Origin of the sequence: Microbacterium ureisolvens (assembly GCF_015278315.1) — a bacterium.
Classification (GTDB): domain Bacteria; phylum Actinomycetota; class Actinomycetes; order Actinomycetales; family Microbacteriaceae; genus Microbacterium; species Microbacterium ureisolvens.
In genome coordinates this window covers 217,104-239,667 of sequence record NZ_JADIJE010000002.1, presented here as the reverse complement: position 1 = coordinate 239,667, position 22,564 = coordinate 217,104, and the positions used below count along the sequence as shown (strand labels likewise).

Genomic DNA, 22,564 nt, shown 5'->3' with positions numbered 1-22,564 from the left:
AGTCTAGCTCAGCGAGGAGTGCCCGTGGCAAGAACAGCCACCCCCACGACGCTGCCGCCGTCGCGCGTGCCGGAGGCCGTGGCGCTCGCGGTGGACGAGCCGGCGCGCCTCAAGACCCGCGCCATCGACCGGGTCGCCTACGCCGGCGACGCCTCGCACTTCCTCTTCACCCCGCGGGCGGTGCTCGTGGCTGCCGACGCGGGCGAGGTCGGCCGGGTCATGCGGGCCGCGACAACCGCGGGATCGCCGGTGACCTTCCGCTCGGGCGGCACCAGCCTCTCGGGGCAGGCCTCCACCGACGGACTGCTGGTCGACGTGCGTCAGCGGTTCCGGCGGATCGACGTCCTCGACGGCGGGGAGCGCGTACGGGTTCAGCCGGGCGCGACCGTTCGGCAGGTGAACACGCGGCTCGCGCGGTACGGCCGCCGCCTCGGCCCCGACCCCGCCAGCGAGATCGCCTGCACGATCGGCGGCGTCGTCAACAACAACTCCAGCGGCATGGCGTGCGGCATCACCGAGAACACCTATCAGACCCTCGAGTCCCTCGTCTTCGTGCTGCCGTCGGGCACGGTGGTCGATTCCGGTGCCCCCGATGCCGACGCGGCGCTGCGCGCCGCCGAGCCCGACCTCGTCGACCGCCTGCTGCGGCTGCGCGAGCGAGTGGTGGGGGACCCGCGCTCGGTCGAGACCATCCGCGCCCGGTTCGCCATGAAGAACACCATGGGCTACGCCGTCAACGCGTTCCTCGACTTCGCGACCCCCGCCCAGCTGCTCGCGCACCTCGTGGTCGGAAGCGAGGGCACGCTGGCCTTCGTGGCCGAGGCGACCTACCGCACCGTGCCGATCCTGCCGCGCATGGCCACCGCGCTCACGGTGTTCCCAGACCTCGACGCGGCCACCCGCGCTCTCCCCGAGCTCGTCGCGACGGGTGCGGCGACCCTGGAGCTGATGGATGCCACGTCCCTGCGCGTCGGCCAGTCGCTGGGTGGTGCGCCCCGCGAGATCGCCGGCCTGCGGGTGCGGGACCAGGCGGCGCTGCTCGTCGAGTACCACGCGCAGGACGACGACGAGCTCGCCGCGCTTGTCGCGGAGGGAGCGCGCGTGCTCGGCGCGCAGTCCCTGGAGGCGGCGGCGGCCTTCTCGTCGGACCCGGCACAGCGCGCCGTGGCCTGGAAGCTGCGCAAGGGCCTCTACGCGTCGGTCGCCGGTGCCCGGCCGACCGGCACGACGGCGCTCCTCGAAGACGTGGTGGTGCCGGTCGAGCGCCTGGCCGCCACCTGCGGCAGCCTGCAGACGCTGTTCGAGAAGTACGACTACGGCGACAGCGTGATCTTCGGCCACGCCAAGGACGGCAACATCCACTTCCTGCTCACCGACCGCTTCGAGTCGCCCCAGCAGCTGGCCCGCTACACCGCGTTCACCGAGGACATGGTCGACCTCGTGCTCGACGCCGGCGGCAACCTCAAGGCAGAGCACGGAACCGGACGCGTGATGGCGCCCTACGTGCGGCGCCAGTACGGCGACGAGCTCTACGAGGTGATGCGCGAGCTCAAGCACCTGTGCGACCCCGCCGGCATCCTCAATCCCGGTGTCATCATCGACGACGACCCCGAGGCGCACCTGCGCAGCATCAAGCTCGCCGATCCGATCGAGGCCGAGGCCGACCGCTGCGTCGAGTGCGGCTACTGCGAGCCGGTGTGCCCGAGCCGCGACCTGACGCTCACGCCGCGCCAGCGCATCGTCACGCGGCGCGCGATCGCGCGGGCCGAGGCATCCGGCGATCACGCGCTCGTCCGCGAGCTGGAACGCGACTACGACTACGCGGGCGTCGACACGTGCGCGGTGGACGGCATGTGCCAGACGGCGTGCCCGGTGCTGATCAACACCGGCACCCTCGTCAAGCGGCTGCGCCGCGAGAGCGCCGGAACGGCCGCCGCCGCGGCATGGAAGGGCGCCGCGCAGGCGTGGGGGGCCGGCACGCGGGTCGCCGCCGCCGGACTCACCCTCGCCGACCACCTGCCCGCCCCGCTGGTGACGGCCGCTACCGATGTGGGCCGCGCCGTCCTCGGCGACGACACCGTCCCCCGGTACACCGCCGACCTTCCCCGCGGCGGCGCGCCGCGTTCGCGCCTGGGCTCTTCCGTCGGCGCGGGCGGAGACGATCCGATCGCCGTCTACCTCCCCGCGTGCGTCAACGCCATGTTCGGCCCCGCCGGCGACGGCGTCGGCGCCACCGAGGCGTTCCGGCGCCTCGCGGAGCGCGCCGGCGTGCGGCTCGTGGTGCCTGCCGGCGTCGACGGGCTCTGCTGCAGCACGCCCTGGACCTCGAAGGGCTACGCCGGCGGGCGCGAGGTGATGGCACGGCGCGTGGCGGCGGCCGTGGCCGAGGCTTCGGCGGACGGGCGCCTCACGATCGTCACTGACGCCTCGAGCTGCACCGAGGGCTTCGTCCACCTGCTCGCCGGCGCGGGGGTCGACGCCCGCGTCGAAGACGCCGTCGCCTTCGCCGAGCGCGAACTGCTGCCGCGCCTGGGCACCGTGACACCGGTCGCCGCGACCCTCGCGCTGCACCCGACGTGCTCGTCCACCCAGCTGGGCCTCGACCCGTCGCTGCGCCGCGTCGCTGAGGCGGTCGCCGGCGAGGTCGTCGTGCCCGATGCGTGGTCGTGCTGCGGCTTCGCGGGCGACCGCGGGATGCTGCATCCCGAGCTCACCGCCGCGGCCACGGCCGCCGAGGCGGCAGAGGTGCAGGACCTCGGCGCCGACGCCCACGCGTCGTGCAACCGCACGTGCGAGCTCGGCATGACGCGGGCGACCGGCGTCGACTACCGCCACGTGCTCGAGCTTCTCGAGGAGGCGACCCGCCCGGGCTCGCCGGCCGGCGGGCGCGGCTCGAGCGCGACCCGCACCGGGAGTGCCGGAGACTAGGCCCTCGCTGACAGAAGGGTGCGACCGGGCAGGGCCGTGCTCCGAACCCACACTCTTCGCGCCAACCCACACCGCGGGTACGGCCCGAGGGTGTGGGTTCGCGGCGGAGGTGTGGGTTCGCGGGCGTCGTGCGGGCTCGCGGGCGGCGGTGCCTGTGCCCCGGGGTCAGCCGGCGGTGGACTCGCGCACCACCAGCTCCGGGCGGAACCGCACCCGACGCTCGTGCTCGCCCTGAGGCTCTTGGAGATCCTTCAGGAGCAGGTCGACGGCGGTGTAGCCGATGAGATGCGCGGGCTGGCGGATCGAGCTCAACGGCACGACGGTCGCGGAGGCGAAGTCGATGTCGTCGTAGCCGATCAGCGCGATGTCGCGCGGCACGTTCACGTCGGCCATGAGCGTGAACGCCTGCAACGCGCCCACGGCGAGGAGGTCGTTCGCGGCGAAGACGGCGTCCGGGCGCTCGGCCGCGGGCCGCGCACGGAGCAGCTCCCCGGCCTCGCGCCCCTGCAGCACCGTGAGCGCCGACATCTCGATGACCTCGAGGGTGGCACCGGCGACCTCGGCAACGGCGCGCCGCGCGCCTTCAAGGCGGTCGGCCACCTGCCGGATCGTGTGCGGGCCGCCGATGAAGGCGACGCGTCGCCGGCCGGTCGACAGCAGGTGCGACACGGCGAGGTAGCCGCCCTCGACGTCGTCGACCGAGACGGAGCCGAACGACCGCTCGGCGTCCTCGTGATCGACCAGCACCACCGGCACGCCGCCGCCGTGCAGGCGCTCGAGTCTCGTCAGGTCGCCGTCGACGGGGGTGACCAGCACGCCGTTCACCCGCTGCTCGCGGAACAGCTCGAGGTACGCGTCCTCGCGGTCGGAGCGCTCGTCGCTGTTGCCCAGCAGCACGCTCATGCCCGCCTCGGCCGCCCGGTCCTCGGCGCCGCGCGCGACCTCGGCGAAGAACGGGTTGCCCGCGTCGAGCACGATCAGCGCGATGCTGCGGCTGCGCCCGGCGCGCAGCTGCCGGGCCGCGTCGTTGCGCACGAACCCGAGCTGCTCGATCGCCTGCGTGACACGCTCGACGGTCGCCGCCGACACCTTCTCCGGACGGTTGAGCACGTTCGAGACGGTGCCCACCGAAACGGATGCCGCGGCCGCGACATCCCGCACGCTCACCACCATGACACCCCCAGGGCTTCTCTCCGCTGTTCGCGAGTGTAGGGCACCGGGGAAGCGTTGCCCCGCTCCCCCGGTGCGGGATCAGGCATCCGCCGTCGCCTCCTCGCGCCGCGCAGACAGCTCGGAGAGGCGGTCGGCGATCTCGCGCTTCGTGTCGGGGCCGGCGTGCATGGCCAGCGCCTCACCGAGCTCGCGACCGGACGACCACTTCGTGTTCGCGCGGAAGGCGTGCGCTTTCTCGGGGTCGACCGCCTCCAGCACGCCCGCGATCGCCTCGTAGGCCTCGAGGTCGTCGATGACGGCGGCGAGCGTGGAGTCCAGGCCGATGCGCGATGCCGCGACCGCGGGTGCGGCATCCGTCACCTCCCACTCGTGAGCCCCCGAGCCGACCTCCAGCTCCCTGCCGTCGGGCAGCACGACGACGGCGGTCGTGTTCGGCGGCACGACAGCCTCCACGCGGATCACGCCGTCCTGTCGCGCCCACCCCGAGCGGGCGGTGCCGTACGGGGTGAGGTGCTCGGCCCACGCGTGGTCGAAGTCCGCGAGAGGGCGGGGCTGGATGCGGATCCGCTCGTAGCCCGGCGCGTCGGGCGCGAGGCCCGCGACGACGCGATGGAGCCAGTCGCCGACGGCGCCGAGCGCGTAGTGGTTGAACGACGTCATCTCGCCCGGGTTGATCGACCCGTCGGGCAGCATCGAGTCCCACCGCTCCCAGATGGTGGTCGCGCCCATCGTCACGGGGTAGAGCCACGACGGGTTCTCCGTCTGCACCAGCAGGCGGCGCGCGGTCTCGAGGTTGCCGGTGCGCGTCAGGGCGTCCTGGATGATCGGCGTGCCGACGAATCCGGTGCTGATGCGGTAGCCCGACAGCCGCGTGAGCTCGGCGAGCCGCGCGCCGAGCACCTCCTGCTGCTCGGCGGGCACGATGTCGAACACGATCGCCATCGCGTACGCGGTCTGCGCGTCCGACATCATCCGCCCGGCGGGCGTCACGTACTCCGCGAGGAACGCCGCGCGCACGTCTTCGGCGATCGCCCGGTACTGCCTGGCCTCGTCGTCGCGGCCGAGCAGCGCCGCGGCACGGGCCACGGCATCCGTCGACGCGAACAGGTAGGCCGAGGCGACGACGTCGGGATCCGTCTTGGCGTTGGCCGGCAGGTGCGGCGGCGCGTCGGGGTCGAGCCAGTCGCCGAACTGGAACATCGCCTCCCAGAGCCGGCGCGGACCGGCGAGCTCGATGAGCGCGTCGGCCCAGCCCTTCATGCTCTCGTACTGGCGCTCGATCGTCGCGACGTCGGCGTACCGCTCGTGGAGCACCCACGGCACGACTGTCGCGGCGTCGCCCCACGCCGCCGCGGGGCGGGCGGCGCCGAGCGCGTTCGGCACGACGAACGGCACGACTCCGTCGACCTGCTCCAGCGCGAGGTCGCGCAGCCACGAGTCGAGGAAACCGCGCACGTCGTACAGGAACGCCGCGGTGGGCGCGAACACCTGGATGTCGCCGGTCCAGCCCAGGCGCTCGTCGCGCTGCGGGCAGTCGGTCGGCAGGTACAGGAAGTTGCCGCGCAGACCCCACACGATGTTCTCGTGCAGCCGGTTGACGAGGGGGTGGGATGCCTCGAACCAGCCGGTGCGCTCCATGTCGCTGTGGATCACGACCGCGGTCACCGCGGACGGGTCGAACTCGCCCGGCCAGCCCTCGATCTCTGCGTAGCGGAAGCCGTGGAAGGTGAACTCCGGCTCCCATTCCTCGATCCCGTCGCCCGAGAGGGTGTAGTGGTCGGTGGCGGCGGCCGCCCGCAGGGGGCGTGTGCCGAGCTCGCCGTGCTCGAGAACCTCCGCGTGACGCAGCGTCAGCCGGGTGCCCGCGGGGCCGGAGACCCGGATGCGCAGCCGGCCGACGAGGTTCTGACCGAAGTCGAGCACCGTGCGGCCGCTCGGCGTCGTGATGACCTCGCGCACCGCCAACACGTCGAGGCGCCGGACGAAGGGCGACACCCGCGCCTCGGGCGCGTGGATAGCCTCGAGCTCGACGGCCCGTTCCCAGCCGTCAGCGGCGTACCCGGCCTGCGCGAACGAGCGGCCGTCGGCGTCGACGAGCGCGAGACGGGCGTCGTAGTCCTCCCCGGCGTAGAGCCCGCTGGCAGTGATGGGTCCGGTCGACGCCTGCCACGAGGCATCCGTCCGCACCCACTGGCTCGAGCCGTCCGCGTACTCGATGAGCACCTGCCCGGCGAAGCGGGGCTGGTCGGCGTAGAGGGGCCGCGCATTGTCGCGGAATCCGTAGCGCTCGGTCGCCCAGGCGCCGGCCAGGCGCACGCCGATCGCGTTGCGGCCCTCGCGCAGGAGCGCGGTGACATCGGTCGTCTCGTGGATGGTCCGCTGCGCGTACGGCGTCCACCCCGGCTTCATCACCTGGTCGTCGACGTCGACGCCGTCGATCGCCACCTGGTACACGCCGAGCGCCGTCGCGTAGAGCGTCGCCCGCGCAACCGGCCCGGTGACCTCGAACTCGGCGCGCAGGTACGCCGGCTGCGCGGTCTCGGCCGGCGACGGCAGGCCGATCGCGGCGGCCTGCCACTCCCCCTCGCCGAGGAACCCGGCCACGACCAGCCGGGGCTCGCTCCACTCGCCCGTGACGCCGTCGGCACCGGTCACGCGGACGCGCAGCGACGCCTCCTCGCGAGGCTCCAGCGGCGGGAACGGCCAGGCGATCCGGGTCGACGCCCGGCCTTCGATGCGGTGCGAAGACACCCCCTCGCCGCGGGTGACCTCCACCTCGGCGGCGGTCTGCCGCCAGTCGGGGGTGTCGGTCCGGATGCGCCACCCGATCTCGGGCGACGGCGAGGCGACGACGTCGCTGCGGTACGGCGCGTCGGTGACGATGTGCGGGACGGGGCTGCTCATGGCACTCCTCTGTGTGGTCTGCAGCGGTCGGCGGTGGCTGGGGTGGACGGGGACGGATGCCTCGGTCAAGCCCTCACGACGGCGCCGGGGGTGGCGAGCGCGGGGGTGGTGACAGAGATCCGGTGCGTGCCGTGGTGGAGCTCGGCGGGAGCGGGGACGCCGTCCACGGTGACGACGGATTCGTCGGTCGTCGGCAGATCGAGCACGGCGCGCGAGCCGAACGGCACCTCCAGGGTCGCCTCGAAGACGTCGTCCGCGACGCGCCAGTCGATCGCGAGGCGTCCCTGCGGTGTCTGGATGGACGCCGACGCACGGTCGAGGCCCTCGGCCGGGCGCGGCGCGACGTGCACGGTGCGGTAGCCGGGATCGCCGGGATCGGGCGCCAGCCCGGCCACGGTGCGGTACACCCAGTCGATCATCGCGCCGTAGGCGTAGTGGTTGAACGAGAGCATGCCGGTGTCGTCCTCCGAGGCGTCCTCGGTGGGGAGGGCGTCCATCGCACCGGAGTGGATGCTGCCGTCGGGCTTGATCGCATCCCAGCGCTCCCACACCGTCGTCGCGCCGCGGTCGACCTGGTACAGCCACGACGGCGCTTCGCGCCGGAGCAGCATGAGGTACGCCTCGTCGAGGTGGCCGCTGCGCGAGAGCGCGAACAGCACGAGGGGCGTGCCGAGGAACCCGGTCGCGATGCGGCCGTTCTCGCGGCGCACGTTCTCGGCGAGGCCGTCCGCGATCTCAGCGCGGCGAGCGTCGGGAGCCAAGGCGAACTCGAGCGCGATCGCCGCGCCGCTCTGGGTGAGGATCGCCTCGTCACCCCACCGCTCGAACGTGGCCTGGGCGACCCGGTCCGCGAGGGCTTCGTAGTCATCGGCGCTCTCCGCGTCACCGAGGACGCGCTCGGCGCGGGCGAGCAGACGGGCGGACCAGGAGTAGAACGCGTTCGACACGAAGTCGCTCGACACCTTCGCCTCCCACGGGCGCTCGCCGGGCGCGTCTGGGTCGAGCCAGTCGCCGAACTGGAAATCGCCGCCGGGCAGCACCACGCCCTCGCCCGCGCGACGACGAAGGTGGTCCACCCAGCGCCGCATGCTGCTGCGCTGACGCGCGAGCACCTCCGTGGACCCGTACGACTCGTACACCGCGAGCGGCACGATGGTCGCGGCATCCGCCCATCCCGCTCGTCCCATGTTCTCGGTCGGCACGCCGCCCATGAGCATGTCCTGCGGACGGATGATGTCGGGCACCACCGCGGGCACGCCGCCCTCGTCGGTCTGGTCGATCTCGAGATCGCGCAGCCACGACATCCAGAACGACTCGGTGTCCATGAGCGTGTTCGCAGTGGCCGCGAACGCCTGGGCGTCGCCGGTCCAGCCGAGACGCTCGTCGCGCTGCGGGCAGTCGGTGGGCACCGAGACGAAGTTGTCGCGCTGCGACCAGAAGACGTTGGAGTGGAACCGGTCGAGCGCCTCGTGCGACGACGAGAAGGTGCTGCGCGGCGCGAGATCGCTCGAGATCGCGACGGCGGTGGCCGACACGACCTCCGCGCCCTCGACGTCGGCGTAGCGGAAGCCGTGGAACGTGAAAGCCGGCTCGAGCGTGTGCTCGCCGTCGCGGTCGAGCGTGTACACGTCGGTGGCCTTCGCCGAACGCAGCGCCTTGACGTGCAGGTCGCCCGAGGGCTCGAGCACCTCGGCGTGACGGACCGTGACCACGTCCCCCGCGCGGCCGTGAACGACGAGCCGCACCCAGCCCGAGACGTTCTGGCCGCCGTCCAAGCGGGTCCGCCTGCCGTGCCCGTCAGCGGTCATGGCCAGCTCGTCCACCACGCGCACGGGCGGTGCGGAGCGGGGTTCGAAGCGCGAAGCGTCGAAGTCGACGACGGATGCCGCGACCCACCCTTCGCCGGCGAACCCGGGTTCGTGGACCGTGGGGTCGTCGAGGCGCAGGTCGGTCACCGTACCGTCGTAGATCGAGGCGGACCGAAGGGGTCCGAAGCCCGTCCGCCACGAGGCATCCGTCTTCGCGACGACCTCGCCGTCGGCCTCGAGCTGCGCCAGCGCGCCGGTGCGGTCGCCGTAGATGGCCTGGCGCCGCGCGAAGCCGAAGCTGCCCCGGTACCACCCGTCGGCGACGGCCAGCACGATGACGTTGACGCCCTCGCGCAGGAGGCCGGCGACATCGAGGGTGTCGACGAGGATGCGCTCCTGGTACGAGGTCCACCCCGGGGTGAGCAGGGCGTCGGTGGCGCGTGCGCCGTTGATCCAGGCGTCCACGAGCCCGAGCGCGCTGAGCCGCAGCCGGGCGGTGGCGGGAACCCGATCGAGCGTGAACTCGGTGCGCAGAAGGGGCACCGGACCGTCGGGCGGGGTGTCGGCGCCGATCACGACCGCCTCGAGGCCGGGGCCGTCCACTCCCGCTTCGACGACGAGGGGCTCGCTCCACGCGGTCCAGCCGGTGGTGGTGGCCAGGCGCACGGCGAAGGCGCGGCGCTCGCGCGGCGAGAGGGCGCCGGGGATCTCGACGCCGAAACCACGGGGGTCGGCGACCGGCTCCGACGCGATCGGCTCGGCGCCCTCGTCGCCCTGCGCCAGCTGGTACCCCAGGACGCGTGCGTCCGGGTCGTCGCTCTCGGCCTTCCAGGCGAGCCGGAGCCCCGTGCGCGGGACGCCGAGGAGGCCGGGACCGTGCTGGGCGCGGAGCTCGACGACGCGGGTCGCGGCATCGAGCGCAGCGGGAGGGGGAAGAGCCGTCATGGCTGTCGTCCTTTCGGCGGGCGGCTTCCTCGCCGACCCGCCCGACCATCGTGAAACGATTCATGGTTTCCTGTCAACAGGAGTGTAGACCGTTACACGATCGTGACTGAACGTTTCAAAACGACTGTTGACCGCGGCCGCGGAAGAGTCGTACCGTACGAGGGTTGAATGGTTTCAATGTCACCCGGCAGAGGACACCATCGACGAAGCACCAGGGATTCCGGCAGCGTGGGCGGACCATCCGCTCGGCTTTACAAGGAGGTAAAGATGAAGAGCTCCCCGACCAGGAGAGTGCTCCTCGCGGGTGCGGGCATCGTGGCAGTGGCTGTGCCGCTGGCCGCGTGCAGCGCGGGAGGCGGCGATAGCGACGGCGGCGTCGAGATCTCCTTTCTGACGCAGAACACCGGCACGAACGTCGAGGTCGCCGAGGCGCTGATCGAGGCGTTCGAAGCCGAGAACGAAGGCATCACCGTGCGACTGGAGACCCAGCCCGCCGGTACGGAAGGCGACAACCTCATCAAGACCAAGCTCGCCACCGGCGAGATGGAGGACGTCTTCTACTACAACTCCGGTTCGCTGTTCCAGGCGATGAACCCCGACCAGAACCTCGTCCCGCTCGACGACGAACCGTGGGTGGGCGACCTCATCGACACGATGAAGGCGGTCGTCTCGACCGACAACGGCATCTACGGCGCCCCGTTCGGGGCGACCCAGGCCGGCGCGGTCGTCTACAACAAGCAGGTCTACGCCGACCTCGGCCTCGAGGTGCCCACGACGTGGGACGAGTTCGCCGCCAACAACGAGGCCATCAAGGCGGCCGGGATCACACCGGTGATCCAGACGTACGGCGACACGTGGACCAGCCAGCTGTTCGTGCTGGGCGACTTCGGCAACGTCCTCGCGCAGGACCCGGACTGGGCCGAGGCCTACACCGAGGGCGACCGCAAGTACGTCGACGAGCCCGCGCTGGCGGGCTTCGCGAACCAGCAGGCGGGCTTCGAGGCCGGCTGGTGGAACGAGGACTTCGCCTCCGCCCTGTACGACGACGGCGCACGGATGGTCGCGACCGGTGAGGGCGCGCACTACCCGATCCTGACGGGCATCGTCTCGACCTTCCAGCAGAACTACCCCGACGAGCTCGAGAACATCGGCGTCTTCCCGCTGCCCGCACAGAACGCGGAGGACACCAAGCTCACGGTCTGGCTGCCGAACGCCGTCTACATCCCCAAGACGACCGAGGGCGACAAGCTCGAGGCCGCGAAGACCTTCATCGAGTTCCTCAACTCGCCGGGTGGCTGTGAGATCCAGACCACGGTCATGACGCCGAGCGGCCCGTTCGCCACGAACGCGTGCACCCTGCCCGACGACGTGCCCGGTCTGCTGAAGGACATGCAGCCGTACTTCGACGAGGGCAACACGAACCCCGCACTGGAGTTCCTGTCCCCGATCAAGGGACCGAACCTCGAGAACATCACGGTTCAGGTCGGCTCGGGCATCAGCCCCGCCGAAGAGGGTGCCGCGCTGTACGACGAGGACGTCGTCAAGCAGGCTCAGCAGCTTGGACTCGAGGGCTGGTGATCCACCGGCACTGATCGGCGGCTGACCGCTCCGGGGGCCGCGTCGCATGCGGCGCGGCCCCCGCTCACATCAACGGAGATGACATGACCACGATCGCAGAGCGACCGCAGCAACAGCAGACCACCCCGCCGCCACGCGACAGACGGCGGTCGATCAAGAGCATGTACCCCCTGTGGTTCTACATCCCCTCGGGTGTGCTCTACGTCGTCCTTTTCGCCGTCCCGACCTTCGCGTCGTTCTACTTCAGCCTGACCCGCTGGTCGCTGTTCGACGTGGAGTTCATCGGATTCCAGAACTTCGTGACGTTCTTCACGGAGCCCATGCTCTTCCAGGGCCTGATCAACACCTTCATCTACGGGTTCGTGACCTCGGGACTGAAGGTCGTCCTGGGTCTGGCGCTGGCTCTGCTGCTCACCGGCAGCATCCTCGGCCGTGGCTACCTGCGCGCGACCATCTTCTTCCCGGTGCTCGTCTCGACCATCGGCATCGGCGTGACGTTCAAGGTCCTCATGGACCCCTTCGACGGACTCATCAACAACGCACTGGCGGTCTTCGGCATCCAGGGGCCCGCGTGGCTCACCGACCCCGCGTGGGCGCTCTTCTCGGTCGCACTCGTCGACGTGTGGAAAGGCGTCGGCATCGCCACGCTGATCTACATCGCCGGAATCGTCGCGATCCCGCAGGAGTTCTTCGAGGCGGCGAGGGTCGACGGCGCGAGCGCGTGGCAGACCTTCAAGAACATCACGCTGCCTCTCGTGCAGCCGGCCACCGCGACCGTGGTGCTGCTGTCGCTCATCGGCGGTCTCCGCTCGTTCGAGCTCATCTGGGCGATGACCAGAGGCGGCCCCGGATTCTCGAGCGACGTCATCGCGTCGGTCATCTACAAGCAGTACCAGGCCGGGTTCTACGGACTCTCGACGGCCGGCAACGTCGTGCTCTTCATCGTCGTCACCGCGATCGTGCTGCCCATCAACTACTACCTCACGAAGCGGCAGGTCGAGTCATGAGCCTCACGCGCACCCTCACCACGGCCGGCCCGAAGTCGGCGCGGGTACGACCCGACCGCAAGCCGCTGACCTTCCGGCGGTTCATGAAGAAGTACTTCGTCGGCATCATCGCGATCCTGGTGTCGATCGTGGTGTTCATCGTGCCGTTCGCGTTCATCTTCGTCACCGCGGCCAAGAACGAGCAGGAAGCCTCCCTGCTCGAGTTCACGCTGCCGCAGCAGGGCTGGCAGCTGTGGGAGAACGTCGTCACCGTCTTCTCCGCGCGCGACTACATCCTGGTGACCGCGTTCATCAACAGCACGATCCTGACCGTCGCCTCGGTCGCCATCATGGTCGTGCTGGCCGCGATGGTCGGCTATGTGCTCCAGCGCCGCAAGTCGCGGTGGAACCACCTGATCAACTTCTTCGTGCTGGCCGGCCTCATCGTCCCGCCGGCGGTGGTTCCGACCATCTGGGTCATGCAGTCGCTGGGATTGTTCAAGACCATGCCCGGGATGATCCTCATCGAGGTCACATTCGGTCTGTCGTTCTGCATCCTGCTGTTCCGCGCGTTCGTCTCGACGATCCCCCGAGAGCTCGACGAGGCCGCCATCATCGACGGCGCCGGACCGCTGCGGCTGTTCTTCACCGTGGTCCTGCCGCTGCTGAAGCCGGTCGTCATCACCGTCATCGTCGTGCAGGCGGTCGCGGTGTTCAACGACTTCACCAACCCGCTGTACTTCTTCCCGGGCGATGCCAACGCCACCGTGCAGCTGACGCTCTACAACTTCTCGAGTCAGAACCTGAGCCAGTGGAACCTGCTGTTCATGGACATCCTGCTCATCACGATCCCGCCGCTGGTGATGTACATCTTCTTCAACCGGCAGATCGTCGCGGGCATGACCAGCGGAGCGGTCAAGGGGTGATGCGCGGTGCGGTCACCAGAACTCCGCGGGGACGGTCCCCCGGAGCCAGGCGAGTTCGTTGTCGCGGATGAACGTCGACAGCGTCTCGTCGGGGGTGAGGCCCACGGCCAGCCACTCGTCGAGGAGGCGCAGCAGCTCGCGACCCGAGTCGATGTCGGGGGCGTCCACGACGCGACTCCACGCCTCGACGAACCCCTCGGGGGTGGGCACCGTGCCGACGAGCTTCGAGATGTACTTCGGACCCGGCAGCACGACCCGGTTCGCGGCCAGGGCGGCTCGCGCAGCCGCCAGCGCCAGGTGCAGTCCGGCGTGGCGACGGAGGAACTCGTCGCCACGCTCGACGGCCTGCCGCAGGAAGTAGCCGCCGTAGAGGCGCGCCTGTGCCACGTGCGATCGCACCCGCTCGTCCCACACGTCGTCGGGCAGCTCCGCGATCCGGGCGACGGTCTCGTCGAGTCCGGCCAGCGCGCTCCACGCGACGCGCGCGCCCAGGAACGACGCGCGCGTGGGGTCGTCGGCCTTCTCGACCGCCGCGGCGAGGTAGCTGGGGCTCGCGAGCTTGATGTCGATGTAGGAGCCGGGATAGTCCTCGTCGCGCCGCTCGATCCAGGCGAACCGCCCCTGCGCGGTCTCGGCCGCGAACCGCTCGTCGTCGACGACGAGGTAGACGTCCACGTCGGAGTCCGGGCGCTCCCTCCCCTGCGCCACCGAGCCGACCAGCACGACCCCGAGAGCGCCGGCCTGGTCCCGCACCGAATCCACGTAGGCGGCCAGCGCCCGCTCCTGCTGCTCCATCCGTGCTCCCTCGCGTCGAATCGGCTCCCACGCTATCGACACTGCGCGACCCGGCGCGTACGATGCGGAGGGAAACGCTTTCCGGGTTGCGAGAAACGTTTCGGACCCTTATCGTTGAAACGATTCACAATCGCACCGCGATTCCGAATGACGGATGCCGCGACCGCCGCATCCCCGAACCGCAGAGGACCCTCCGGCACATGACCAGCGCCACCGCGACGAAGCGGGTCTGCTTCCAGCTGCTGATCCGCCCCGAGCTGCTCGACGAGTACATCGCCCGCCACACGCCGGTGTGGCCGGAGATGCTCGCCGAGATCGCAGCGGCGGGGCGCCGCAACTACTCGCTCTTCCTCGGCGACGGTGGCCGGCTCATCGGCTACTACGAGACCGACGACGACGCGGCGGCGCAGGAGTATCTCGCGCGCTCCGAGGTCGCCGCGCGCTGGGAGGCAGAGATGGGCCGGTTCTTCGTCGATCTCGACGGCCGTCCCGACCAGGCCGCGACCCCGCTCACCGAGATCTTCAACCTCCACGACCAGCTCACCGCCGCCCGGGGCGCGGCGAGCGGGCTCACCTCCCCGACAGACCCCGCCCACCAAGAAGGCACCGCATCATGACGACGCTGTCACCCGACATCCTCACCGCTCTCGAAGGCCAAGGCATCGAGCTGCCCAGCTGGGCGTTCGGCAACTCCGGCACGCGCTTCCGCGTCTTCACCACGCCCGGCACGCCCCGCGACCCCTACGAGAAGATCGCCGACGCCGCGCAGGTCAACGCCTACACGAAGCTGGCTCCGAACGTCGCCCTGCACATCCCGTGGGACAAGGTCGAGGACTACTCCGATCTGCGCCGGCACGCCGAAGACCTCGGCGTCAGCCTCGGCACCATCAACTCGAACACCTTCCAGGACGAGGACTACAAGTTCGGGGCGCTCACGCACCACGACGACCGCATCCGCCAGAAGGCGATCGACCACCACCTCGAGTGCATCGACATCATGGATGCCACCGGCTCCCGCGACCTGAAGATCTGGCTCGCCGAGGGCTCGAACTACCCGGGCCAGACCGACATCCGCGCCCGCCAGGACCGTCTGCAGGACTCGCTGCAGAAGATCTACGACCGGCTGTCCGACGAGCAGCGTCTCGTGCTCGAGTACAAGTTCTTCGAGCCGGCGTTCTACCACACCGACGTTCCGGACTGGGGCACCTCGTATGCCCAGGTGGCCAGCCTCGGCGACAAGGCGATGGTCTGCCTCGACACCGGCCACCACGCGCCCGGCACGAACATCGAGTTCATCGTGATGCAGCTGCTCCGCCTCGGAAAGCTCGGCTCGTTCGACTTCAACTCGCGCTTCTACGCCGACGACGACCTCATCGTCGGTGCCGCCGACCCGTTCCAGCTGTTCCGCATCATCTTCGAGGTGGTGCGCGGCGGCGGCCTGAACAACCCCGACGTGGCCTTCATGCTCGACCAGTGCCACAACGTCGAGGACAAGATCCCGGGGCAGATCCGCTCGGTGCTCAATGTCCAGGAGATGACCGCCCGCGCCCTCCTCGTCGACCGCGACGCCCTCGCCGCCGCACAGCAGCAGAGCGACGTGCTCGGGGCGAACGCCGTCTTCATGGACGCGTTCTACACCGACGTGCGCCCCGCCCTCGCCCAGTGGCGCGAGTCGCGCGGACTCGCCGCCGACCCGATGGCGGCGTACGCGGCATCCGGCTACCAGCAGCAGATCGCGGCCGACCGCGTCGGCGGCACCCAGGCCGGCTGGGGCGCGTAAGCGCCGCAGCCCTCCAGCCACCGGGGGCGTGGGATGCCGTGCCGGATGGGGCTTCGCCCCAAACCCCCGGCCGCGAACGCGGACCTCCCCGCGCCCCTGGTGCACCACTTCGATCCCGGCACCGGTGCCGACCCGAACCCCAAGGACACAGATGAGCGAGCCGTACTCCGCCGCGGACGGACTCGTGCGCGTCTACCCCGCGCGCGAGCCGAACGGCACCGGACTCGTGTGGGCGCACGGCGGCGCGTTCGCGTTCGGCGACCTCGACATGCCCGAGTCCGACTGGGTCGCCTCCCAGCTCGCCGCGCGCGGCACGACCGTGGTTTCCGTCGACTACCGTCTGGCGCCCGTGCCGCCAGGATGGGATGCGGCGGGCCGCGCGGGCGGCGCTCATCACTACCCCGCCGGCTCCGACGACATGCTGGCCGCATGGGCCTGGGCGGTCGCGAACGCAGACCGCCTGCGGATCGACCGCGAACGCCTGGCGATCGGTGGCACGAGCGCGGGCGGCAACCTCGCGGCAGGCGCCACGCTGCGGCTCATCGAGCGCCGCGCGGCGCAGCTGCCGGCCCTCGTGCTGCTCGCCTACCCGACGCTGCTCGCCGTGCAGCCGGCGCCCGATGCGGCCCTCCGCGCCGCGCTGGACGCCCAGCCCGAGGCCGACCGCTTCGGCGCCGACGCCGTGCGCGCGATGTACGAGAACTACCTCGGCGGCTCCCTCGAGCGCGCCCCGCTCGGCGCGATCCCCGGCCTTGCCCGACCCGTCGATCTCGTCCAGTTCCCGCCCACCCTCATCGTCAACGGCGACGTCGACGAGCTTCGCGTCTCGGGTGAGGTGTTCGCCGCGTCGCTGCGCACGGCCGGCCGCGCCGTCGAGGCGGTCACCGAGCTCGGGACCGAGCACGGTCACCTCAACCGGCCGCACGAAGCCGCGGCATCCGTCACCCTCGATCGTTTCGCGACCCGCCTCGCCGGCTTGTCGATCCGAACCCCCGCTCCCGCCCTCACCCCCCAGGACGCCCCGGCGGCCTGACCCGCGGACCGCCCCGCCGCGATCCGCCCCGGACCACACACGAAGGAACCACAATGACCAACCCGGCCGTCACCGACCTGATCACGCGGTCGAACCGCCTCGGCGCCGACCCGAAGAACACCAACTACGCCGGCGGCAACACGTCGGCCAAGGGCACCGAGACCGACCCGGTGACCGGCGAGCCCGTGGAGCTGCTGTGGGTCAAGGGCTCCGGCGGCGACCTCGGCACGCTGAAGGAGGCGGGCCTGGCCGTGCTGCGCCTGGACCGCATGCGCGCCCTGGTGGACGTCTACCCCGGGGTGGAGCGCGAGGACGAGATGGTCGCCGCGTTCGACTACTGCCTGCACGGCAAGGGCGGCGCCGCACCGTCGATCGACACCGCGATGCACGGCCTCGTCGACGCCGCGCACGTGGACCACCTGCACCCCGACTCGGGCATCGTGATCGCGACCGCCGCCGACGGCGAGCAGCTCACCGCGAAGATCTTCGGCGACAAGGTGGTGTGGGTGCCGTGGCGCCGCCCCGGCTTCCAGCTCGGCCTCGACATCGCGGCGATCAAGGAGCAGAACCCGCAGGCCATCGGAACGATCCTCGGCGGACACGGCATCACCGCGTGGGGCGACACCTCCGACGAGGCCGAGCAGAACTCGCTGTGGATCATCGAGACGGCCGCGGCCTACATCGCAGGCAACGGCAAGAGCGACCCCTTCGGCGGCGTCCGTGCAGGCTTCGAGGCGCTCCCCGAGGCCGAGCGTCGCGCGAAGGCCGCCGCTCTCGCGCCCACGATCCGCGGGCTCGCGTCGACCGACAAGCCCCAGGTCGGGCACTTCACCGACGCAGACGTCGTGCTGGAGTTCCTGGCCTCCGAGAAGGCTCCGGCCCTCGCCGCCCTCGGCACCAGCTGCCCCGACCACTTCCTGCGCACGAAGGTCAAGCCGCTCATCCTCGACCTGCCGGCCTCGGCGTCGGTGGAGGAGAGCATCGCACGGCTGCAGGAGCTGCACGAGGCGTACCGCGCCGACTACCAGGCGTACTATGACGCGCACGCCACGGCGGAGTCGCCCGCGATCCGCGGCGCCGACCCGCTCATCGTCCTCATCCCCGGCGTCGGCATGTTCTCGTACGGCGCGAACAAGCAGACCGCGCGCGTCGCCGGCGAGTTCTACGTCAACGCCATCAACGTCATGCGCGGCGCGGAGGCCCTCTCGACCTACACGCCGATCTCGGACGCCGAGAAGTTCCGCATCGAGTACTGGGCCCTCGAAGAGGCCAAGCTCCAGCGCATGCCCAAGCCCAAGACCCACCAGGGCCGCATCGCCCTGGTGACCGGCGCCGCCTCCGGCATCGGCAAGGCCATCGCGGTCCGTCTCGCGGCCGAGGGTGCCTGCGTCGTCGTCGCCGACCTCGACCTCGAGAAGGCGCAGGCCGCTGCCGCAGAACTCGGCAACACGGATGTCGCGATCGGCGTGGCTGCGAACGTCGCCGACGCCGACGCGATCCAGGCCGCCTTCGACGACGCGGTGCTCGCCTTCGGCGGCGTGGACCTCGTCGTCAACAACGCCGGCCTGTCGCTGTCGAAGCCGCTGCTGGAGACCACCGAGAAGGACTGGGACCTGCAGCACGACGTCATGGCCAAGGGCTCGTTCCTGGTGTCCAAGGCCGCCGCGAAGATCCTCATCGAGCAGAAGCTCGGCGGCGACGTCGTCTACATCTCCTCGAAGAACTCCGTCTTCGCCGGCCCGAACAACATCGCGTACTCGGCCACCAAGGCCGACCAGGCCCACCAGGTGCGCCTCCTCGCGGTGGAGCTCGGCGAGCACGGCGTGCGCGTCAACGGCATCAACCCCGACGGCGTCGTGCGCGGCTCGGGCATCTTCGCCTCGGGCTGGGGCGCCAACCGCGCCGCCACCTACGGCGTCAAGGAAGAGGACCTCGGCCAGTTCTACGCCAACCGCACGATCCTCAAGCGCGAGGTCGTGCCCGAGAACGTCGCGGACGCGGTCTACGTGCTGACCGGCCCCGAGCTCTCGCGCACCACCGGCCTGCACATCCCCGTCGACTCCGGCGTCGCCGCCGCCTTCCTGCGATGACGGCCTCCACATCCGCACCTCGTCGAGAAACCGCGATCTCGTCGAGACAGCACGTTGTGGGCGCCGACGGCGTGGTCGCTCGACGAGAAACCGCGATCTCGACGACCGACCGGCGTCGCACGACCGGGGTCGCACGATGACCTCCGGCGGCGTCGTCGCAGCGGTCGACCTCGGCGCCACCAGCGGGCGCGTCATGCTCGGGTACGTGGACGAGCGGATGCTGCGCCTCGAGCAGGTCGCGCGGTTCCCCAACGGTCCCGTCCCCGGGCCCGACGGCGGACTGCACTGGGACTTCACGGCGCTGTACCGGCACATCGTGGAGGGGCTCACCGAGGCGCTGCGCCGCGAGCCCGGCATCGCGAGCATCGGCATCGACTCGTGGGCCGTCGACTACGGCCTCGTCCACGCCGGGGAACTGCTGGACGAGCCCTTCCACTACCGCGATGAGCGCACCGCCCGCGGCGTCGAGGCCGTGCACGGCGAGGCGCCGTTCGAGGAGCTGTACCGTCGCAACGGCCTGCAGTTCCTCCCCTTCAACACGCTGTACCAGTACGCGGTCGAAGAGCGCCTGGGCGACGCCGAGGTCTCGCTCCTCATCCCCGACCTCGTGGCGTTCCTGCTCACCGGCGCCCGGTTCGCCGAGCGGACGAACGCCTCGACGACGGGGCTCGTGGACGTCGCCACGGGCGAGTGGGACCTCGAGCTCGCGGCGCGGCTCGGGATCCCGGCATCCGTCCTCCCTCCGCTCGTCGACCCGGGTGACGTGCTCGGCACGCTGCACGGCGAGGCGCGCGAGCGCGTGGGCGCCCCGCTCGAGGTCATCGCGGTCGGCTCGCACGACACGGCCTCCGCCGTCGTCGCGGTGCCGCTCAGCACCCCCGACGCGGCGTACATCTCGTGCGGCACGTGGGGCCTGGTGGGCGTCGAGCTCGACGAGCCCGTCGTCAGCGACGCTGCGCGCGAGGCCAACTTCACGAACGAGGGCGGCGTCGACGGCCGTGTGCGCTTCCTCCACAACGTCACCGGCCTGTGGCTGCTCAGCGAGGCCGTGCGCACGTGGGAGGCCGAGGACGGCGCCGCGATCGATCTTCCGGGACTGCTGGATGCCGCAGCCGCCGTCACCGGCGACATCCCGCTGTTCGACGCCAACGACCCGCGCCTCTCGGCGCCCGGTGACATGCCCGCGCGCATCGCAGCGGTGCTCGGCGAGGCGGGCGCGGCGGTGCCGGCCACCCGCGAGGCCTTCGCGCGCACGATCGTGGAGAGCATCGCGCAGGCGTTCGCCGACGCGGTGGCCACGGCCGCGCGACTGACCGGCCGCGACATCGACGTGATCCACATCGTGGGCGGCGGCGCCCTCAACCGGCTGCTCTGCCAGGCGACCGCCGACCGCTCCGGGCTGCCGGTCCTCGCCGGGCCCGTCGAGGCGACCGCACTGGGCAACGTTCTCGTGCAGGGGCGCGCGCACGGCTGGTTCGGGCCCGACGCGACCCTCGAGGACCTGCGGCGCGTGGTCGCGGCATCCGTCTCTCCCGAGCGGTACGAGCCGCGCTCGTGACCGGCTACGGGGCCGCGTTCGACTGGGCGCGACGTCAGGTCGACGAGGGGCGCCTGCCCACCGCCGTCGTCGGCGTCGCCACCGCCGGCGGCGTCGTGGCGCTCGACGCGTTCGGCGCGACGAACGGCCGGCCGGCGCGCGTCGAGGATGCCTACTGGCTGTTCTCGATCACCAAGGTGCTCACCGGTCTCACGGCGGCGCGTGCGATCGAGCGGGGCCTCCTCACCGCCGAGACGCCGCTCACCGTCGCGCTCCCCGATTTCGGCCGCGGACGCGACGACGTCGTGCGGCTGCGTCACCTGGTGAGCCACACGTCCGGCATCCCCGAGCCCACGCTCGATCCGGCCGAGGGCCTGCGCGCGGCGCTCCTCGCGCCCGGTCGCGACTTCGCCGCGGGCTCGGCCTCGCGCTACTCCACCGTCGCGTTCGACGGCATCGCCGAGCTCGTCCGGCACACCACCGGACAGACGTGGGATGCCGACGTCGCGGCGTGGGCGGCCGCGCTCGGCGCGACCGGGTTCACGCTCGACCCCGCCGCCGACCCGCACACGGTGGTCGATGCGGAGCGGCTCGGGCTCGACATGGGCGGGTTCGGGAGCCACCGCAACCCCGGCGCCGGCATGATCGGCACCGCCGAGGATCTCCTCGCCCTGGGCTCCGCGCTCCTGCGCATCGGCCAGGGCGAGACGGGCGGCGTGGTGCAGCCGGCGACGCTGGCGATGATGCGCCGCCCTCTCACCGGCGACGTCCCCCGACTGGAGCCCTACCCCGCCGAGCGCGGGCAGGACTGGGGGTTCACGTTCAACCTGCGCACGCGGGCTCCCGGGCTGATCGACCGCGACGTCTACGGCCACGCGGGCTGGGCGGGCACCGAGTTCTGGGTGCACCCGTCCGCAGGGGTCGCGTGGGTCCTGCTGACGAACCAGGGCGAGCGCCCGGGCGTCGACCCCGACGAGCTCGACAACGCGGTGGTGTCGGGCATCTGACCCCCGGCCGGCCGCGGTCACGGCGCCGCGGTCGAGGTGCGCACCTTCAGCTCGATGTCGAAGCCCTCGTGCACGGGCTCCGTGCGCCCGGCGAAGCGCTCGAGGAGCATCTCCACCGCCCGCGCGCCCATCGCCTCGCCCGGCTGGTTCACTGTCGTCAGGCCCAGGGCGGGGTGCGAAGCCATCGGCACGTCGTCGTAGCCGACGACCGAGAGCGGTCGGCCGAGCTCGGCCGCCGCCCGCATCGCGCCGAAGGCGAGCTCGTCGTGGGCGGCGAACACCGCGGTCACGGGGGTGCCCTCCTGCAGGATGCGCCGCACGGCCTGGTACGACATCCCCTCCCCCTCGTCGGTGCGCCACACCACGGCGTGCTCCTCGAGCCCGGCGGCCGCCATGGCGGCGTAGTACTCCCGCAGCCGCACGCCGTGGGGGAACGGCTCGGCGTGGTCGGACTCGGGCAGCGTGAGGTGGGCGATGTGCGTGTGCCCGAGCTCGAGGAGGTGCCGCACCGCCGCCCGCGCCCCGGCCGCGTCGTCCCCCGCGACCACGTCGTAGCGGTCCGACGTGTCGTGCCGCCCGAACATCACGACGGGCACGGAGGCCGAGATCCGCTCCAGGCCCGCCTCGTCGACGCGAGGCGACACCGCGATGAGCCCGTCCACCTGGCGATCCACGAGCGCCTCGAGCGCACGAAGCCCCTCGCGGGAACCTGCCTCGGCGGGGGCGATGATCAGCTGGTACGGCGTGCCCTCGAGGGCGCCCGTCGCACCGCGCACGATGCGGGCGAAGAAGTGGTTCGCGAGGTCGGGCAGCTCGATGCCGAGCGTGTACGTGCGACCGCGCATCGCACGTGCGGCGATCCGGGGGCGGTAGTTCAGCGCGGTCATCGCGGCGGTCACGCGCTCGCGCATCGCGTCGCTCACGCCGTAGGCGTTGCGCAGCACCTTCGACACCGCCGCGCGCGAGACGCCCGCCGCCTGAGCGACGTCCTCGATGGTCGCCGCACGCGGCCGCTCGACAGTCATGAGACGAGGGTAATGGCGATGCCGGAGGGGGCGGTGCACGGGGTCACCG

15 protein-coding genes are annotated in these 22,564 nt (G+C 71.5%); 10 read left to right on the top strand and 5 right to left on the bottom strand.

Annotation, left to right across the window (positions count from 1 at the left end; genetic code table 11):
- Nucleotides 1-66 precede the first annotated feature (66 nt).
- The gene (locus tag IM767_RS03415) at nt 67-2,928 is read left to right on the top strand and encodes an FAD-binding and (Fe-S)-binding domain-containing protein (protein ID WP_109209050.1); all 2,862 of its coding nucleotides are present in this window, start codon (nt 67-69) and stop codon (nt 2,926-2,928) included.
- A gap of 165 nt (nt 2,929-3,093) precedes the next feature.
- Here IM767_RS03415 and IM767_RS03410 read toward each other — a convergent pair whose 3' ends face one another.
- The 3 genes from IM767_RS03410 to IM767_RS03400 form a co-directional block, all read right to left on the bottom strand.
- Nucleotides 3,094-4,101 carry a LacI family DNA-binding transcriptional regulator gene (locus tag IM767_RS03410; protein ID WP_109209049.1) on the bottom strand — a complete coding sequence of 336 codons (1,008 nt, stop codon included), beginning with the start codon at nt 4,099-4,101 and terminating at the stop codon, nt 3,094-3,096.
- Between the two features lie 78 nt (nt 4,102-4,179).
- Nucleotides 4,180-7,005: a family 78 glycoside hydrolase catalytic domain gene (locus IM767_RS03405; RefSeq protein WP_109209048.1), complete on the bottom strand. Its 2,826-nt coding sequence runs from the start codon at nt 7,003-7,005 to the stop codon at nt 4,180-4,182.
- Nucleotides 7,006-7,070: 65 nt separating this feature from the next.
- Entirely contained in the window at nt 7,071-9,758 is a 2,688-nt protein-coding gene (locus IM767_RS03400) for an alpha-L-rhamnosidase (protein WP_109209047.1), read from the bottom strand.
- Between the two features lie 267 nt (nt 9,759-10,025).
- Between IM767_RS03400 and IM767_RS03395 the strand changes: the two genes are divergently transcribed.
- The 3 genes from IM767_RS03395 (at nt 10,026) to IM767_RS03385 (ending at nt 13,248) form a co-directional block, all read left to right on the top strand.
- On the top strand, nt 10,026-11,336 hold the full coding sequence (locus IM767_RS03395; protein WP_109209046.1) for an ABC transporter substrate-binding protein: 1,311 nt from the start codon (nt 10,026-10,028) through the stop codon (nt 11,334-11,336).
- 83 nt (nt 11,337-11,419) lie between these two features.
- On the top strand, nt 11,420-12,343 hold the full coding sequence (locus IM767_RS03390) for a carbohydrate ABC transporter permease (protein WP_109209045.1): 924 nt from the start codon (nt 11,420-11,422) through the stop codon (nt 12,341-12,343).
- Nucleotides 12,340-13,248, top strand: coding sequence for a carbohydrate ABC transporter permease (locus tag IM767_RS03385; protein ID WP_109209044.1), 909 nt, complete (start codon nt 12,340-12,342; stop codon nt 13,246-13,248). The genes IM767_RS03390 and IM767_RS03385 overlap by 4 nt, the downstream gene beginning before the upstream one ends.
- A 12-nt stretch (nt 13,249-13,260) precedes the next feature.
- On the opposite strand, the gene IM767_RS03380 is transcribed toward IM767_RS03385, so the two are convergent.
- Nucleotides 13,261-14,043: a nucleotidyltransferase domain-containing protein gene (locus IM767_RS03380; RefSeq protein WP_109209043.1), complete on the bottom strand. Its 783-nt coding sequence runs from the start codon at nt 14,041-14,043 to the stop codon at nt 13,261-13,263.
- A 200-nt stretch (nt 14,044-14,243) separates the two neighbouring features.
- Between IM767_RS03380 and IM767_RS03375 the strand changes: the two genes are divergently transcribed.
- The 6 genes from IM767_RS03375 to IM767_RS03350 all read left to right on the top strand — a co-directional run bounded on the left by IM767_RS03375 (nt 14,244) and on the right by IM767_RS03350 (nt 21,490).
- Entirely contained in the window at nt 14,244-14,660 is a 417-nt protein-coding gene (locus tag IM767_RS03375) for an L-rhamnose mutarotase (RefSeq protein WP_109209042.1), read from the top strand.
- Entirely contained in the window at nt 14,657-15,823 is a 1,167-nt protein-coding gene (gene rhaI / locus IM767_RS03370; RefSeq protein ID WP_109209041.1) for an L-rhamnose isomerase, read from the top strand. The genes IM767_RS03375 and rhaI overlap by 4 nt, the downstream gene beginning before the upstream one ends.
- Nucleotides 15,824-15,974: 151 nt before the next feature.
- Complete coding sequence (locus IM767_RS03365) at nt 15,975-16,856, top strand: alpha/beta hydrolase fold domain-containing protein (RefSeq protein WP_109209040.1); 882 nt, start codon at nt 15,975-15,977, stop codon at nt 16,854-16,856.
- A 53-nt stretch (nt 16,857-16,909) separates the two neighbouring features.
- Nucleotides 16,910-18,946 carry a bifunctional aldolase/short-chain dehydrogenase gene (locus IM767_RS03360; protein WP_109209039.1) on the top strand — a complete coding sequence of 679 codons (2,037 nt, stop codon included), beginning with the start codon at nt 16,910-16,912 and terminating at the stop codon, nt 18,944-18,946.
- Nucleotides 18,947-19,082: 136 nt separating this feature from the next.
- Entirely contained in the window at nt 19,083-20,504 is a 1,422-nt protein-coding gene (locus IM767_RS03355) for a rhamnulokinase (protein ID WP_109209038.1), read from the top strand.
- The gene (locus IM767_RS03350; protein WP_109209037.1) at nt 20,501-21,490 is read left to right on the top strand and encodes a serine hydrolase domain-containing protein; all 990 of its coding nucleotides are present in this window, start codon (nt 20,501-20,503) and stop codon (nt 21,488-21,490) included. The genes IM767_RS03355 and IM767_RS03350 overlap by 4 nt, the downstream gene beginning before the upstream one ends.
- Nucleotides 21,491-21,507: 17 nt before the next feature.
- On the opposite strand, the gene IM767_RS03345 is transcribed toward IM767_RS03350, so the two are convergent.
- Nucleotides 21,508-22,515, bottom strand: a complete 1,008-nt coding sequence (locus tag IM767_RS03345; RefSeq protein WP_109209036.1) for a LacI family DNA-binding transcriptional regulator — start codon at nt 22,513-22,515, stop codon at nt 21,508-21,510.
- Between the last annotated feature and the right edge of the window lie 49 nt (nt 22,516-22,564).